The sequence below is a fragment of the Micromonospora sp. NPDC005413 genome (assembly GCF_040606435.1).
Taxonomy (GTDB): Bacteria; Actinomycetota; Actinomycetes; order Mycobacteriales; family Micromonosporaceae; genus Micromonospora.
The window spans coordinates 291,061-306,814 of sequence record NZ_JBEXEV010000001.1; the positions used below are offsets into that span (position 1 = coordinate 291,061).

Annotated in this window: 12 protein-coding genes; 7 read left to right on the forward strand and 5 right to left on the reverse strand. The window is 71.6% G+C overall.

All coding sequences use genetic code 11. The annotated features are described in order from the left end of the window. The 4 genes from ABZS37_RS01125 to ABZS37_RS01140 form a co-directional block, all read left to right on the forward strand. Nucleotides 1–1,763 (forward strand): hypothetical protein (locus ABZS37_RS01125; RefSeq protein WP_355164761.1); only part of this gene is annotated, 1,763 nt, incomplete at its 5' end. A 113-nt stretch (nucleotides 1,764–1,876) separates the two neighbouring features. Continuing rightward, on the forward strand, nucleotides 1,877–2,197 hold the full coding sequence (locus ABZS37_RS01130) for a WXG100 family type VII secretion target (RefSeq protein ID WP_354992343.1): 321 nt from the start codon (nucleotides 1,877–1,879) through the stop codon (nucleotides 2,195–2,197). A 27-nt stretch (nucleotides 2,198–2,224) separates the two neighbouring features. Further along, the gene (locus ABZS37_RS01135; protein ID WP_355164762.1) at nucleotides 2,225–2,539 is read left to right on the forward strand and encodes a WXG100 family type VII secretion target; all 315 of its coding nucleotides are present in this window, start codon (nucleotides 2,225–2,227) and stop codon (nucleotides 2,537–2,539) included. Between the two features lie 11 nt (nucleotides 2,540–2,550). Beyond that, a complete protein-coding gene (locus ABZS37_RS01140) occupies nucleotides 2,551–2,859 on the forward strand; it encodes a YbaB/EbfC family nucleoid-associated protein (protein WP_355164763.1) in 309 nt (102 codons plus the stop codon). Between the two features lie 116 nt (nucleotides 2,860–2,975). On the opposite strand, the gene ABZS37_RS01145 is transcribed toward ABZS37_RS01140, so the two are convergent. The 3 genes from ABZS37_RS01145 to ABZS37_RS01155 are packed head-to-tail and all read right to left on the reverse strand — an operon-like array spanning nucleotide 2,976 to nucleotide 11,890. After that, nucleotides 2,976–3,695, reverse strand: coding sequence for a hypothetical protein (locus ABZS37_RS01145; protein WP_355164764.1), 720 nt, complete (start codon nucleotides 3,693–3,695; stop codon nucleotides 2,976–2,978). Then, nucleotides 3,692–11,398 carry a hypothetical protein gene (locus ABZS37_RS01150; RefSeq protein ID WP_355164765.1) on the reverse strand — a complete coding sequence of 2,569 codons (7,707 nt, stop codon included), beginning with the start codon at nucleotides 11,396–11,398 and terminating at the stop codon, nucleotides 3,692–3,694. The genes ABZS37_RS01145 and ABZS37_RS01150 overlap by 4 nt, the downstream gene beginning before the upstream one ends. A gap of 9 nt (nucleotides 11,399–11,407) precedes the next feature. Continuing rightward, nucleotides 11,408–11,890 (reverse strand): hypothetical protein, encoded by a 483-nt coding sequence (locus tag ABZS37_RS01155; RefSeq protein WP_355164766.1) that lies wholly within the window; start codon nucleotides 11,888–11,890, stop codon nucleotides 11,408–11,410. Between the two features lie 142 nt (nucleotides 11,891–12,032). Between ABZS37_RS01155 and ABZS37_RS01160 the strand changes: the two genes are divergently transcribed. After that, nucleotides 12,033–12,677, forward strand: coding sequence for a hypothetical protein (locus ABZS37_RS01160; protein WP_355164767.1), 645 nt, complete (start codon nucleotides 12,033–12,035; stop codon nucleotides 12,675–12,677). A 3-nt stretch (nucleotides 12,678–12,680) separates the two neighbouring features. Here the strand turns inward: ABZS37_RS01160 and ABZS37_RS01165 are convergent, their stop codons facing one another. Beyond that, nucleotides 12,681–13,889: a zf-HC2 domain-containing protein gene (locus ABZS37_RS01165; protein WP_355164768.1), complete on the reverse strand. Its 1,209-nt coding sequence runs from the start codon at nucleotides 13,887–13,889 to the stop codon at nucleotides 12,681–12,683. A 152-nt stretch (nucleotides 13,890–14,041) separates the two neighbouring features. On the opposite strand from ABZS37_RS01165, the gene ABZS37_RS01170 reads away from it, so the two are divergent. Then, entirely contained in the window at nucleotides 14,042–14,785 is a 744-nt protein-coding gene (locus tag ABZS37_RS01170) for a response regulator transcription factor (RefSeq protein WP_355164769.1), read from the forward strand. Between the two features lie 55 nt (nucleotides 14,786–14,840). On the opposite strand, the gene ABZS37_RS01175 is transcribed toward ABZS37_RS01170, so the two are convergent. Next, nucleotides 14,841–15,476: a sigma-70 family RNA polymerase sigma factor gene (locus ABZS37_RS01175; protein ID WP_355164770.1), complete on the reverse strand. Its 636-nt coding sequence runs from the start codon at nucleotides 15,474–15,476 to the stop codon at nucleotides 14,841–14,843. Nucleotides 15,477–15,587: 111 nt separating this feature from the next. Here ABZS37_RS01175 and ABZS37_RS01180 point away from each other — a divergent pair, with 111 nt between their 5' ends. Further along, nucleotides 15,588–15,722: a hypothetical protein gene (locus ABZS37_RS01180; RefSeq protein ID WP_355164771.1), complete on the forward strand. Its 135-nt coding sequence runs from the start codon at nucleotides 15,588–15,590 to the stop codon at nucleotides 15,720–15,722. The last annotated feature ends 32 nt before the right edge of the window (nucleotides 15,723–15,754 follow it).

The following is a 15,754-nucleotide window of genomic DNA, read 5'->3' on the forward strand; positions in this document are numbered from 1 at the left end:
CCGGCGCGGATGGTCAGCCGGCGCAGAGCGTGGACATCACCTACGGCGCTGACGGCAGCAGCACCTGGACCTACGCCGACGGCACGAAGGTCGACCGCAACGCCGCCGGTGACATCACGCGCGAGGTCACCGCTCAGGGTGCCGAGTTCGACCGGTTCACGGCCGATGGCAAGCCGACGCACGGCACCGTGCCCGGCGCGGATGGTCAGCCGGCGCAGAGCGTGGACATCACCTACGGCGCTGACGGCAGCAGCACCTGGACCTACGCCGACGGCACGAAGGTCGACCGGAACCCTGCCGGCGCGGTGGTTCAGCAGACCACCTCCGAGGGCAGCGTCTTCGACCGGTTCAACGGCGACGGCAGGCCTACCCACGGGACGGTTCCCGGCCAGGACGGCGAGCCGGCGCAGCAGGTCGACATCGTCTACAACGGTGACGGGTCGAGTGTCTGGAGCTACCAGGGCGACGGCTCGAAGGTCTTCCGCGCCGCGGACGGGACGGTCACCCGGCAGGAGCTGAAGGACGGCAGCGTCTTCGACCGGTTCAACGGCGACGGCAGGCCCACCCACGGGACCGTTTCCGGCCAGGACGGCGAGCCGGCGCAGCAGGTCGACGTCACCTACGGCGCCGACGGGTCGAGTGTCTGGAGCTACCAGGGCGACGGCTCGAAGGTCTTCCGCGCCGCGGACGGGACGGTCACCCGGCAGGAGCTGAAGGACGGCAGCGTCTTCGACCGGTTCAACGGCGACGGCAGGCCCACCCACGGGACGGTTCCCGGCCAGGACGGCGAGCCGGCGCAGCAGGTCGACATTGTCTACAACGGCGACGGGTCGAGCATCTGGAGCTACCAGGGCGACGGCACCAAGGTCTACCGCAACGCCGAGGGCGACACCACTCGGCAGGTGCTGAAGGACGGCACGACCTTCGACCAGTTCGACGCGATGGGCAACCCCACGCACGGCACCGCGCCGAGCACGAACGGGCAGCCGGCCCAGCAGATCACCATCACGTACGCCCCGGACGAGTCGAGCACGTGGAAGTACGGTGACGGCACGACGATCCGGCGGGACCCGGCGGGAACCGTGACGGGGATGCAGGCTGGCGGGTGGACGTTCGACAGGTTCGACGGACAGGGACGGCCCACGCACGGCAGCGAGGACGGCAAGAACAACGCCGTCGACATCAAGTACTCCGGCGACGGCTCGAGTGTGTGGACGTACCAGGACGGGACAGTCGTCAACCGCAACCCCGACGGGGACGTCGTACTGATGCAGGCCGACGGGTGGATATACGACGCGTTCGACGGTCAGGGCCGCCCGACGCACGGGAGTAAGGACGGCAAGGCCGTCACCATCTCGTACGGGGCCGACGGGCTCACCACCATCATGAACGACCCCAAGAACGGGGTGGTCACCGACGGCAAGGGCAACCCGGTCGCCGTCATCGTGGACGGCAAGCGCTACGAGTACGCCGTGCAGATCCCGCTGCTCGGGGAGTCGATCAGCAGTGTGCGTAAGCAGCGCGACTCGATCGATGGCAACCTCAAGGCGGTGGCGATCCACCTGCAGTCGATCTGCGAATCGTGGAACAGCCCGGCGGGGGACAAGTACGAGGCCCTCACCACCGACCTGAAGAAGCTCACCACCGACACCCAAAGCCTGCTCGATGACGCCCTCACGGCGATGCAGAAGTCGTACAACAACTACGTCGGGGCCGAGGGCGCGAACCTCAAGAGCATGACCGCCGAGACCCGGCAGCGCTGAACCGGGGACTGTCGCGGTGTCCCGCAAAGAGGTCACTCGCGCTGTCCGCGCAGGCACCACCATCCTGATGAAGGCAGAACAGCTGTCGACGGCAGCGGAAGAAAGAAGGTGCGATGGACCACATTCTCGTAACACCGGAAATGATCATGGATGCCGCAGCCAGCTGTGACGGGACCGCGACGGATATCGACGGTGAACTGGCCAACCTGCGGTCGATGGTGGTGCAGCTGCAGTCGATCTGGCACGGCGTTGCGGCCGGGCAGTTCGACATCCTCATGCACGACTTCGACGTGTTCGGCCGGATGCTGCACAACGCGCTGACCGACATCGGCAGTGGCCTGCGCGGCAACTTCCACAACTACGTCGATGCCGAACAGGCCAACATCAACAGCCTCGTCGCCGTCAACCAGGACATCCCCGGCGCGAACCTCTAGCCCTCCGCCCCGAGACAGGAGAGATCCATGCCAGATCCCACCACCAGCAACCTGCGCGTCCCGGCAGAGCTGGAGATGGCCGGGCAGACGCTCAACGCCAAAGCCGCCGAAATCGAAGGACAGCTCGCGGCGTTGATCAGCAAGCTGGCGCCCCTGGAGGACATGTGGCAGGGTCCGGCGCAGTCCTACTACCAAGGTCTGCAGCAGGAGTGGAACATTGCTGCCAACGGCCTGTTCGGCGAGACCGGTGTGCTCGGCAGGATCGCCTCGGCGATGAACCTGTCGTGGAACAACTACGCCGAGGGCGAATGGGCCAACGTGCGTACCTGGTCACAGCGCTGAGGGAGGACCCCATGTCGGACTTGGACCGAATGATGGAGCAGGCGCAGGCGATGCAGGACCAGGTGGCCGCCATGCGCGATCGGCTGTCGGCCACCGAGGTCACCGGCACGGCCGCCAACGGTGCGGTACGGGTCTCGATGACCGCGGCTGGCACCTTCACCGGCGTACGCCTGGATCCGCACCTGTTCGCCGACACCGACCCGGAGGAGTTGGAGGAGCTGATGCTCGCCGCCCTGCAGGACGCCGGCGCACAGCTGCGCGAGATGACCGAGCGCCGGATGGGCTCGCTCAACGAGATCTTCCAGTCACTCCAGCAGTAGTCGGGTAAACAAGAGGAAGCCGACGCCATGCCGACGTGAGTCGCCGCACCGTCGGAGGCGTTGCCGCACCGACTGCTGCTGAGTGCCGCCGGCGGCGTGCCTGACGAGTTACTCGCTTAAGCCCGCATGCCCTGTCGGACGGGGACGCGGCCGGGGCGGCGGCCGCAGTCTCCGGGCACCGGCCTTACCTGGGACACGGACGACCGGCTGCTGACCGAGGCGTACCCACCCGGTGGCCTGCCGGACGGCCCGCGCGCCGACCCGCGCCGGGCCTGGCGCTCGCGCCCGCGGACCCGCGCCGGGCCTGGCGCCCGCGCCCGCGGACCCGCGCTCGGAGTGAGCGGCGCCGATCCGGCTGCCCTGCTTGCCCGCCGGCCAGTCGGCACGCCATCCCTGGGTGCTGGCGGCAGGAGCCCCAGGTTCTCCACGACCATGTCGTAGTGCGCGTGAAGTTCCGTTGCCAGCTGGTTGACCAGGTCCGGCACCAACGCCTTGAATGCGGCGCCCAGCGTGCTCTCCTCCCCGCCGTTGGCCAGTTGCGCCAACAGGTCTCCACCTGCGGGCGCTCCAGCACCGAGGGGATCGCTGGGCCGACCGGCTGCTACGGCGGCCGGCAGGATCAGGTGCCCGGCCGCCGGTCCCGCCGTGACCCGCTGGAGCACGTGCCGGCCCTCCACCGGGCCGGGGCCGAACACCGGCAGGTCCACCCGGGCGGCCAGAGCCCGCAGCGCCGCCACGTCGGTGACGGGTCCGAGGGTCTCCGGGCCGAGCACGGTGACCGTGGTGTTCGCCCGCGCATCGAGCCGGTCCCATGTCGGTTCCTCTCGCCCGCTCAACAGTCCAGGATCAACGCGCCGAGGGCGTGCAGCACCGGCTGCCGTCCCGGATTGGCGACGGCCAGCAGGCGCAGACCGTCCATCAGCGTCGTCTTCGTCTCGGGGTGCAGACCCATGGCCGCGGCGTGCACCTTGTCGACCGGCAGGGGCTCACCTCGGGTGGCGCCGTGGACGTATCCCAGCAACCGCGCCATCGCCGCGTCTGAGGCTGTCACGACCGGAAGGCCGGTGTGCAGTGCGGGCAGGGCGCTCAGCACCGCGTCGCCCTCGCCGATCAGCCCGGCGAGCAGCCCGTTCCGGCGGACCGGGTCGGTCTCGGTGAGGAAGGCGTCGCGGATCTCAGCGTGCCCTGTCGCGGCCAGGGTGTCGGCCGCCTCGTCCGCCGCCGTCCTCGTATCGGGCGCCGGACCGATCGGCTCGGAGTCGCTGAGCCAGCGCACCGGGACCGGTTCGCCCGGCACCTGGGGCATCCGGCCGAGCAGGTCCAGCCCGGCCGTGGTGACGGCGGTCGGCACGGCCACCCCGGGCTCACCGACGATGATATGGATGTCTCTGGCGAACTCGCCGGCGCGGATCCGGGTGGCCAGTGCCTCGTCGCTCACCTGCGCAGGGCGCGCCCAGGCGTACCACGGCAGGTCCTCGATCACCCAGCCGTCGGGCAGCGCGTACGTCCCGTCCGGCGACCGCCGCAGACCGAACGGCGCGGGCGGCACGGACCCCTCCGGGCGTACGTGCCACCGCACCGCCCACTGCTGCAGCGTGGGCGACCCGTGTGCGTCGACCGGCGTGGTGCGCCGGACGATCGCCGGGTCGGTGGGCCGCTCGGTGAGCGCGACCGGGTTGCCAGGCAGGGCAGCGGCCGGGTCGAACAGAGCCGTGCGCAGCGCCCCGTCGGTCAGGTGCTGGGCGGGCGTGGCCAGCTGGACGGTCTCCGCGAGCTCGTGCAGCCCGGTGGTCGCCACCGCCTGGCCGCGGAACAGCTCGTCGTACGCGGTCAGCCAGTCCAGCGTGAACGACCGGCCCAGCGCCTCGCTGACCGGCGCCGGCAGGTCGATGGTGGACAGGCCGTCGAAGGCGGAACCGGCGGCGCGCACCTGCTCGCCGAGCAGGGCGTGGTGCAGCAGCAGGACGGGCACCCAGCGCACCAGGTCCGTGAGCGTGCCCTGCAGCCCGTCCACCGCGGCGGCCACCACCGCCGGGGTGTTGCCACCACGTTCGGCCCGGGCCTGCGCGGCGGTGGTGGCCTCTCGGATGCGGGTGTCGAGTTGGCGGGTGATCCGTTGCCGGGTGGCGTCGTCGGTGTCCCGGTCGGGCCGGTGCAGGGCCGCGTGGATGTGCGCACGGGCCTGGTCGACGACCGGGCGCGCGGCCCTCTCGTACGCCGTCGGCGTCGCCTCCAGCAGCGGCGTGGTGCCGTCGCCCTCGGCGGGTGTCTTCGCGTAGGCGTGCCGGCGCAGCGCCTCCTCGGTGAAGTACCCGGGGATGCTGGCCTTGACGGTGGCGGCCAGCGTCTCCCACTGCTCCACCCCCGCCGGATCCGCCGACTCGTCGAAAGCCGTGCGCAGCCTGGCCTGGGCGTCGTCGTAGAAGGCCTGCACGGCCGACTCCGGCACATCCCGGTCCGCGTCGCGCGCCTCGAGCACGGCGGCCTGCACGGCCGCCTCGTGGCGGTGCGCCTGCAGATAGAGGAACGCGGTGCCGCGTACGGCGGTCAGCAGCTGCTCGTAGCGCACCTGCCACTCGTGCTCGGCCGCCTGGAATGCCGGGTCGTCGCCGCGGGTGCCCGCAGCGACCACCGGGGCCCACACCTGGTCGAACAGGTGGCTCCCGGCGGCGATGAATTCCGCCCGGAACCGGTCGGCCACCTCCGCGGGCAGCCCGTCGAGCGACGCGAGCTGCGGGCTCCGTTCGGTCCGGGCGGCCGCGTCGGCCACCGCGTTGCCGAAGGCACCGACGAGATCGGGCCGGAACTGCTCGACGTGCCAGGCGGTGCCGATCCGGGCGGCGTAGTCGGTGCGCAGCGCGTCCTGCCGCGCCGTCCACTGCTGCGCCCGCGCGGCCTGGTTCAGCGTGGAGATCTCGGTGTACGGGTCGCGCAGCTCGGCCAGGGCCTCGTCGAACGCCTGTTGCTGCAACGCCTCCAGTCCGACGAAGTGCCTGTCGTGCGCGGCGAGGTGGTCGCGGGCGAACTGCGCACCGAGCAGCCGTACGGCGTGCGTCGTCATCGTGGCGTCGAGCGCACCGGGCCGGCCGGCCCGGTCGCCGAGGAAGCTGTGGAAAGCCCGCGCGGCGTCCTGGGCCGCGGCCACCGCCAGGCCGGCGGCGACCAGGTCAGCGCGCAGGTCCGTCCATTGCTGGGCCACGTACTCGTCCCAGTCGTCGCCGCCCAGCCGGGCGTGGGTCGCCTGCATACTCGTGCGGAAGGCGGCCTGCATCGTCGCCAGGTGACCGGCGGGCACGTCGTTGTACTCAAGGGTGCTGACCGCGCTGCGGAAGATGTCGTCCGCGAGCTCGGCGACGGACTCGTCGACCGTTGTGCCGGCCTCGGCCTCGACCGGGGCAGGCCGGGCGACAGCCGCGTCCAGCAATGCGGGCAGCTCGCGCGCGGCCCGATCCACCTCGGTCGCCCAGCCGCGACCGACACCGCCGGTCTCCCACAGCTGCTGCCAGGACCGCGCGGTGCGGGCGTCGAACGTGGCGCGTACGGCTGGCAGCACCTCGTCGAGGCGGTCGGCCTGCTCCGGATGCGCGTCCCGCCATTGCCGGACGGCGGCGTGGAACCGGCTGTCCACGTCGAGTGCGGCGGCGTGCAGCTCCTGCTCGGCCACCGCGGCCTCGGTGAGCTGGCCGGCGTCGGTGTGCAGCCGGAGGTCATGGCCTGAGGTCGGGTTCGTCGAAGCGTCGTTGCCGGCGTCGAACCGGTACGACTTCGCGGCTGGTGCCCCGGCCGGGGCGTCGGTGAGGGCGGACGCGAGCAGGCTGATCTGCGGGTTGCCGGGTAGGCCGGTGAGTAGCCGGTCCGCGATCTGTTGTGCGCGTTCCGGCGTGATCGGCTGGCGGGTGCCGACGAATTCGACGGTTGACACGGGCTGCGACGGGTGCAGCTCGGTCAGTGCTGCCCGGATGACCGGCAGGCTGGTCACCGAGCCGTCGACGACGATGGTCAGGTCCGGGCCGGGGCGTAGCACCAGTCGGGTGGGCGCCATCCCGGCGTGAAGGTGCACGACGTTGCCCTGCACGGTCATCGAGAGGCCGTCGGGCATCGCGTTGACGTAGGGCGCCTCGTGGGCAAGCGGGGCGCGCATCGGTACGGCCGGTGCCGGCGGCGGCGTCGGGGCCACCACGACCGGCGGTGCCTCCGGTTTGGCCACTGCTTCGGCCGGCGTGCCGGGGGTCGGGGCAACCGGGAGGTCGTGGCCTGGGGTCGGGTTCGTCGATGCGTCGTTGCCGGCGTCGAACCGGTACGACTTCGCGGCTGGTGCCCCGGCCGGGGCGTCGGTGAGGGCGGACGCGAGCAGGCTGATCTGCGGGTTGCCGGGTAGGCCGGTGAGTAGCCGGTCCGCGATCTGCTGTGCGCGTTCCGGGGTGATCGGCTGGCGGGTGCCGACGAATTCGACGGTTGACACGGGCTGTGACGGGTGCAGCTCGGCCAGCGCCGCCCGGATGACCGCAATGCTGGTCACCGAGCCGTCGACGACGACGGTCAGGTCCGGGCCGGGGCGCAGCACCAGCCAGGTAGGCCCCACCCCGGCGTGGAGGTGCACGACGTTGCCCTGCACGGTCATCGAGAGGCCCTCGGGCATCGCGGCGACGTAGAGCGCCTCATGGGCAAGCGGCGCGCGCATCGGTACGGCCGGTGCCGGTGCCGCCTGCGGCGGCGTCGGGTCCACGACGACCGGCGGTGCCGTCGGTTTCGCCACTACCCGCGGTGTCGCCACGGCGTTCGCCGGCGTGGCGGGGGCCGCGTCGTGCGCCGGGGCAGCCGGCGTGGTTCCTGCCGGGTGCCCGCCGGGCGTCGGGTCGGGAGTCCGCACCTCGGTGCCGGGCGTCTGTTCGGGCCGCGGCTTGCGAAGCACGTTGCGCGGCGCCTCGTCGGGGGTGCCGAGCACGACCTGACCGTCATCGCCCCTGGTGATGGTGCGGGCGGCCGCCGCCTCCGCCGGACCGCCGATCCCGGCACCGGGACCCGTCGCGGGCTTGCCGCTGCCCAGCGTGCGGCCCGGATCGGGCCGCTCGCCCGGCGCGCCGGCGTGGGTGCGGGCATCCCGCGCCATCGCGGCGGCGCTGCTCTCCGCGGTGCTGGGCGGCTTGACGAAGGTCAGCGCGCCGTCGTCGGTCTGCGTCGCCGATCCGTGCGACGGGCCGCGGCTGGACAGGCCGCCACCCCTCGAACCCGGAGCACCGCCGCCCCCCGAACCCGGAGCACCGCCGCCCCCGCCGAACGAGTGACCACCGGTGGGCCGGGCACCGTCCATGGTGATCGCGCCGGACTTGGGGTCGAATCTGATCTGGTCGGAGGTGATTGCTCGAGGGTTCGCCGGCACGAGAGTGCCGTCCGGCAGCATGCGCAGCGAGTCGATCCCGCTGCCGCCGCCCTTGCCACCGGTGGCCGTCCACCGGTCGATGGCCACCGACCGGGTCTGCGTGCCGATCTCGGCCACTTCGAGTGACGTGGTCGGCACTTTCACCGGCTCTGCCGTGCCGTTCGCCTCGTTCCAGCGGTAGTGGGCGCTGTCCGGCGGCGTGCCCTGGCCGGTGCCCTCCCTGTTGAACGACGGGTTGTCGGCCGGCTTGGCAACCGTGACGGGCGGGGCGTCGGGGGCCCGGCCCCAGCCCTTCGGCGGCGCCGACACGCCCTCGGTCCTCCCCAACGGCGTCCACTGGTGGGTCGCTTGGTCCTTGACCAGCAGCGACGTGGGCTCACGCTGGAAGAACAGCTCCTTGCCGTCGAGCCTTTGCCCGATCGACTGAGGCTTGCTGATCTGCTCGGCGGTGAATCTCTCACCCGGGCTGATCGAGCGCGACTGCCAGCCGTGGCGCACCCCCGGCCCGTCCAGGTCGTGGAAACTCGACTCGCCGGGCCGCGGCTTCACCGGCGGCCCCGACGCGAGCGCCGGCGGCTTCTGGAACGTCAAAAGGTCCACGGTGCCGTCCGGGTTCTGCCGGAGCATCTGCGTGGGTCGGGCAGCCTCGGCTGGACGAGCCGCCGGTGCGACCGGGTTGACGTCCCACGACCTGCCGTCGGCGGAGTAGCTGAGGATCCGCTCCTGCGACTTGCCGCTCAACGGCTGCGAGTGCAGGACGTTCTCGCCCGGGCGCAGCGTGGTCGGGCCCATCGTGCCGTCGGCGCGCAGCTCGGTGTAGGAGAACGACGTGTCCGGGCCGGTGGCGGGTCGCTGGGGGGCCGGGTCCGCGGGCGAGCGGCCGGTGCCCTGCACCGGGTGCGCATCGCCGCCGAGCCGTCGCCCTTCACCCGCGAACACCGGCTCCGCCGAAACCCGCACAAGATCGGTACGCCCGTCGGGGCCGGTCTGCAGCAGTTGACGCCCGGGGGTCGGGGTGCTGGCCCGGGGCGTGGCCGTAGGCACCGGAGCATCGGCCCGGGTGGCCGCCGGGTCCGGCCGCAGCGGCACGGCGCCGTGCTCGATCCGGGCAAATCCCGCGTCCGCCCGCGCCGGTGCGGGTGGAGCCGACGCGTCCAGCAGGCGCGAGTCGACGTGCGTCGCGGCCGACCGGTCGGAATGCCCGGCCACCGGCGTGTCCACCTCACCCGGCCGCGGCGTGGGCCCGGCGAGGTCCTGGTGGCGGGCTGGGCCGGCGGTGGTGTCGCGGGGTGTGTCGAAGACCTTGACGTGTTGGTCGCGCAGTTGCTGGGGGGTCGGGTGTGTGGCGGTGGTGGCGGTTTCGTCGAGTACGCGTCCGGGGCCGCGGGGCGCCGATGGCGCGACGGTGTGCTGTGGTGGCGCGATGTCGGCGGTACGGGGAGGGGCGACGGGGCTGGCGGTGGTGTCGCGGGGTGTGTCGAAGACCTTGACGTGTTGGTCGCGCAGTTGCTGGGGGGTCGGGTGTGTGGCGGTGGTGGCGGTTTCGTCGAGTACGCGTCCGGGGCCGCGGGGCGTGGACGGCGCGACGGTGTGCTGTGGTGGCGCGATGTCGGCGGTACGGGGAGGGGCGACGGGGCCGGCGGTGGTGTCGCGGGGTGTGTCGAAGACCTTGACGTGTTGGTCGCGCAGTTGCTGAGGGGTCGGGTGTGTGGCGGTGGTGGCGGTTTCGTCAAGTACGCGCCCGGGGCCGTGCGGCGCGACGGTGTGCGAGGCGGAGGGGGCGAACACGTGGTCGGCGACGCCGGGCCGGCTGATCGGCGGCATCAGGTGGTTGCCGCTGTTCAGCACCGACGTCTCGGGTAGGCCGCCGGGGCGCATGGCGGGCGGCAGCGACGGCCCGTGCGGCACGGTGGCCGGGCCGGTCGACGGGGTGGCGTGCACCGTCGGGCCGGTGGCCGGCGACTCGGGAGGGATGCTACGGCCCGTGGTCGTCCCGAGCGGCCCCCGCTCAATCACGTTGGGCTGCACCGGCTGGTGGACGACGTTCGACGCCGGGGTGTTGACCTGCGGGGTAAAGTCGCCGCGCGCGCCGGTGGGGGAAACGGTGCGGTCGAGGTTCGCCATCCGCAGCCCGTCGCCGCGCGCGCCACCGTGTGGTGCGGTCGTCGTCGTGGTGGGGTGCGGTGCGCCGAGCGGCTGGTTGACGTGGCCGGTGGTCTGCTGGGTGGACGCATTCACCGACTTGGTGCCGCCCGGCGCACCGACCGTCAGACGGCGTGCGTCGCCGGCGGACGAGGCCGACACGGTCGGTGCGGTGTGGCTGCTGGTCGGCACCACCGGCGCGGCCGTGATGTCGCTGGCGCTCACCGCCGGCGTGGTGTCGTTGAGGCGGGGTGTGTTGGCGATGTCCGCGCCCTTGACCGGCGCCGGGCTGTTGAGCTGCACGCCGGTGCCGTCCGGGCTGGTGGTCGTCGACGCCTTCGGCGGCGCCTGCATCTTCGGGACCGGCGGGGGAGTGGCGCCGCGGAAACCCAGCCGCGGCACCGAGTTGACGCCCCGGATCGAGAACAGACCGCCCAGCCCGCCCGCGAGCAGGATGTTCAGCAGCAGCTCCGAGGTGCCCAGCTCCAGCGGCAGGCCCATCGACCCGTAGACGATTCCCCGGGTGCCGAACTCGATCGCGACCTGCATGGAACCGAACGTCAGGAAGCCCAGCGCCAAGTCGATCACCATGGTGGCGATCCGGCCGGCCACTGCGCTCATGGCCGGCAGCAGGCCGGCGAGCAGGCTTGACAGGGCGGCGAGCATGGGTGCCAGCACGAACGCGAGGCCGATCGTGAGCAGACCGAGAATGGCCAGCACGATCTGGACGATCCCGGCGGCCCTCTCCCGCTTGATCTGCTCCTCGACCTTGCTGGCGTACTCGTCGAGGAAGTCCGCGAACTCCCGCGCCGCCTCGGCCATCTTGCGCAGCTTGACGTTCACCGCGTTCGCCGCGGCCGTCGCCGAGAGGTATGCGAACCCGAACCACTCGATGCCGTTGTAGGCCGACATCACCGTGCCGCCGAGGGACTCCAGTCGATCGGCCTGTGCACGCCAGTCGGCCGCGAGCTTGCGCAGCTCCTCGGGGTTCGCGCGTCCGTCATACTGCTTCGCCACGGTGCGTCGTCAGCCGTCGGTCTTCGGCGTGGGGTATGGGTTGGTGTTGTAGTCAACGGTGATCGGCGGCATCGTGCTGTCCTGCGGCGCCCCGTCGCCCTCGCCGGCGATGGCATGGACGAAATCGTCGAACATGTCTGTCACGGCGTGCTCGGCGGCGTTGTAGTTCGCTGCCGCCACCACGGCGCCGTAGCGGACCCGGTCGAGGATGCCCGGCGTCTCCACCTTGGTGGTGTCGGCCGGGTCGGGGGTGCCGAACAGGCGGTTCTGCACGTCTTTGAGGCGCTCGTTGAACGCGTCGGCCGCCTCGGAACTCTCCCCGAGCCAACCGATCTTGAGCTGTTCCCAGGTGTTGCCGATCTCCGTCCAGTCGTCCTGCAGGTTGGTGATCAGCGAAGCGAGGTAGACGCTCGCGGAGCGGTGCATGTAGTACATGTCCACGTTGATCCGCACCGCGGAGGCGTCGTAGTTGGTCGCACCGTCACTCACCATGCACGCTCCAGTAGGTCGACTTCACCCTCCCGGCTCGACCGTAGCCATCCGTCATGGCAGCGTCCCAGACCCCGTTCCGGCGGCGGTGGGTCGTACCAAGAGGGACGTTGCCGCCACCCCGAAACGCGCGCAGGGTGTAGGTATGAGCAATCCCAAAACCTCTGTCGTGCCGGTCGATCTGACCCAGGAATGGCCGACCGGCCGTCACGTCAGCGGGAAGAACGAGGACCTCGTCGGCTTCGAGGCGCCCACTTCGGACGGCCAGGGCGGCTACACCAACAACGAGGGTAAGCCGGTCGACGAGCACGGCAATCTGCTGCCCGACCCGAACGCGCCCACGGGCGATCCGGGCGAACCGGACCTGCGCAGCTACGACGTCAGCCCCGGCCAGATGTACGACGCCGAAACGACGATCCTTCAGGCGATGACGGGCCAGATCGCCGACTTCGAGCATTTCCGTGACACCGCGATCGCCAGGTCGAGCTGGGTCTTCTGGGCCGGCAAGGAGTCGGACACGGTCGCCGTCGCCCACGAGGGGGTGCCGCTCAACCCCAACGTGAAGTGGATCGGCGCCTACGACGACGGCAGCGGCTGGTACGCCCCGTACAAGGACCCGCACCCGGAACAGACCGCGGAGATGCAGTACAGCCAGTTCCAACTGCTGCAGGGCTGCGGCGGCGTGCTCGAGTTGGTCGGTGAGTTCGTCGGCAGGCTCAACAACGCCGCCCAGATCTACGCCAGCGCGGACATCAACTCCACCGTCCCGGACGGCACCAGCACCGCCTGAGCCTCAGCCGCCGTTGGGGCCGATCTCGGCTTCGGCGTCGTGCGAGAAGTAGACGGTCACCACTACCTTGCGGTCGCTGCGCAGCACCGCCACGTGCGAGATGCCGGCGATCGCGGCGGGTACCGTGCCGGACACCTCCTGCTCCTTGCCCGCTCCGCCGATCCAGTTCACGACCGCCCACCGGTTGTCGTCCGGACCGTAGCCGTACAGCCGGTAACCGGTCCCCTTGGTCAGACCGGTCAGCTTCGCGCGCACCTCGGTTGCCCCGTCCTTCGCGGTCAGCGCCACCGTCATCCGCACCCCGCTGTCCACGTCGGTCGTCGAGGCCGCCGCGTTCACAGCGGCCCGGGCCGTCGGCCTGCTGGGCTCGCCGTTGTGCTCGCGCAGGAGCGCTGTCGCGGCGGTTCCGCCGAGTGTGACGGTCGCGACCAGCATCCCGATCGAAACAAACAGAGTCCGCGTACGCCGGACCGGTCGTGTTTCCCCAGCCGGTTGGGTGGACAAGGGAATCGGAGCAGGCACGGTCGACGGTGCCGGTCGCTTCACGGGCTTGGTGCGCACCTCCGGCGTCATCTTCGGCATCATCGGCGCGGCAGCCGGCTCGGCGGCGGCAACCGCAGGCGCGACGGCCGGCACGACAGGCGCGACGGTCGGCACCCTGAGCGATACGGCCCGCAGGGCAGGTGCAGCAGCCGGCGCTGCGGGCGCAGGAGCCGGCGCAGCGGGCCCGGCGGGCGGCACAGCGGACGGCGCATCCGGCAGGACAGGCGCGGCGGGCGGCACTGTGGGCGCGGGAGCTTGCATGGCCGGCGCCACGGCGGTGCGCGTCGCCGGAGCGGACGGCGCCGGTTCGGGCGCCGGCGCATCAGTCCCGGCTGCGGACTCCGTGGGGCGGTGGCGGTCGGGCCGGCGGGATCGGTGCGGCCAGCCGATCCGGGACCGCGGCTCCTCGGGCTCCTCGATCGGCGTGAACCGGGCCGGGAACGCCGGTGGCACCGACGTGCCGAGCGCGCCGTACATGCTGGCCAGCTCTTCCCGATCGTCGAGGAGTAGGGCCATCGCCCCGAGCACCTCGCACACCTGCGTCGCCTCGTCGCGGCAGGTCGCGCACGCGTCGAGGTGGGCGCGCACCCGCTGGGCCGAGGCCGCGTCGAGCTCGTCGAGGTAGTAGAGCCCGAGCAACTCCTCGACGTGCTCGGTGCCGTCCGCCACAGATATCAATCCCCGGTCCGCTTCCGCTGGTCCGAGCCCTCGCCGGGCTCCCTGCCCATCCTCGTCGAACGCCGGGGCGCCGCGAGACACCAGGCGAGCATGCTCGATCCGTACGGGGAGCGGAAAGTCCCTCATCGGGGGGCATCGCCACCGTGACCGACCGGGACGCTGGCGGATTTCCGCGGTTCGTGAACCGGGCGGGGCCGGCATCCGTCTCAGTGGCGCCCGTGAACACGGGCTCGACAGCTTGGAGGAACCCGGTGTTGACAGTGGCCATCGTTTCCGATCAGCCCATCTCCCGGGCCGGCCTGGAAAAGCTGGCATCCGACGATGGCGGTCTGCGCGTCGCGGCCACCATGGCGAACGTGGACGAACTGCTGGCCGGCGGTCAGACGTTCGACGCGGTGGTGCTGGAGCTGCCGTCGGGCGGGACGGACAACATCGCGAGGGCGGCCACGGTGGGCCGGCCGCTGGTGAGCGCGGCGTGGCACCGGTCACCGAGCCTGCTGGCCGCCGTCCGGGCCGGGGCGCGGGGTTGTTTCAGCAGCCTCACCGAGCAGCGTGACGTGCGGGAGGCGGTGCGGGTGATCATCCGCGGTGGCTTCTACATCTGCCCGCGGCTGGTCGGTCAGTTTCAGGGCGAGCTCGCGCGCGGCGGGGGCGAGGAGCAGAACGGGCTGGCGCCGCGGGAGGTCGAGACGCTGCGGTTGATCGCCTCCGGCTTCACGCACGCGCAGATCGCGACCCGCATGGGCCTCTCGCAGGCGACGGTCAACACGTACGCGAAGCGGATCCGCGCGAAGCTGAACGTCAGCAACAAGGCGGAGCTGACCCGGATGGCGATCGAACTGGGCCACTTCAGCCACCCTCGCGGGCTGAGTCGCACCGCGGCCTGATCGCGCGCTGGGCGGGAACCGTTCACTCATCTGCTCGTTCCGCGGGGGCAGAGCGTCATGCCCTACGCGGACGGTCGCGTTCGGCCGACGGTTCCCGACTTTCGAACTCGCGTCCGGCCAGTGCCTCGCGCAATGCCCGCAGCGCGTAGGAAGTGCGTGACTTCACCGTTCCCAGCGGCACGTCCAGGACCTCGGCGACCTCGGCCACCGACCTTTCCTGGAAGTAGATCTCGACAAGCGTGATCCGCAGCCGCTCCGGCAGTGCGGCCAGCGCCGCCCGTACCTCGGCGGCGTCCAGCGTCCGCTCGATGGGATCGCCGCCGATGTGAGTGTGGGCCTCGACGTCCTCGTCGGACACCTCGCCGGGGCGGGCCTCTGCAGCCGGGACCTGGTCGATGAGGATCCGCTTCGCGATCGTGAAGATCGACGCCCTGCTCCACCGGCCGTCGGCATTGCGAGCCTCCGGATCACGCCAGGCACGTAGCAGCGTCTCCTGGACGATGTCCTCGGCCCGGCGTACGTCGCCGCGGGTCAACCGGGTCAGGAAGCTGAGCAGCACCGGACCGTGGACCTGCTGAAGGTGGCGCAGAGCGGCCTCGTCCGCCTCCGAAGCCTGCGCGGCGGGGGCCGCCGCGGGCAGGGAGGAAACCGGCTCCGGCAGCCCTGGAGGATCAGTTGAGCCTTCAACCACCCTTTGACTCTTGCACAGGACTTCCGCAACGTCCCCATCGGGGATCGTTGTTATATACCGGCGGTTGTGATAGCGGAGGCGACCTCAAGGGGCATCCGACCGAGCCGCCGCATGCCACAGCCTTTGGCGGCACTCTTCGGCGGAGCCCTGTTGTGGGCTACGGGCGGCGGCGAACGTGTGGTGGTCGCCCGGCTCCCTCACGACGGCGACCCGGAGACCGGGCCGGCCGTGGTGGGTGTCGTGTGAAGAGAGGACTTGCTGGCGTCCCTGTGACAGGA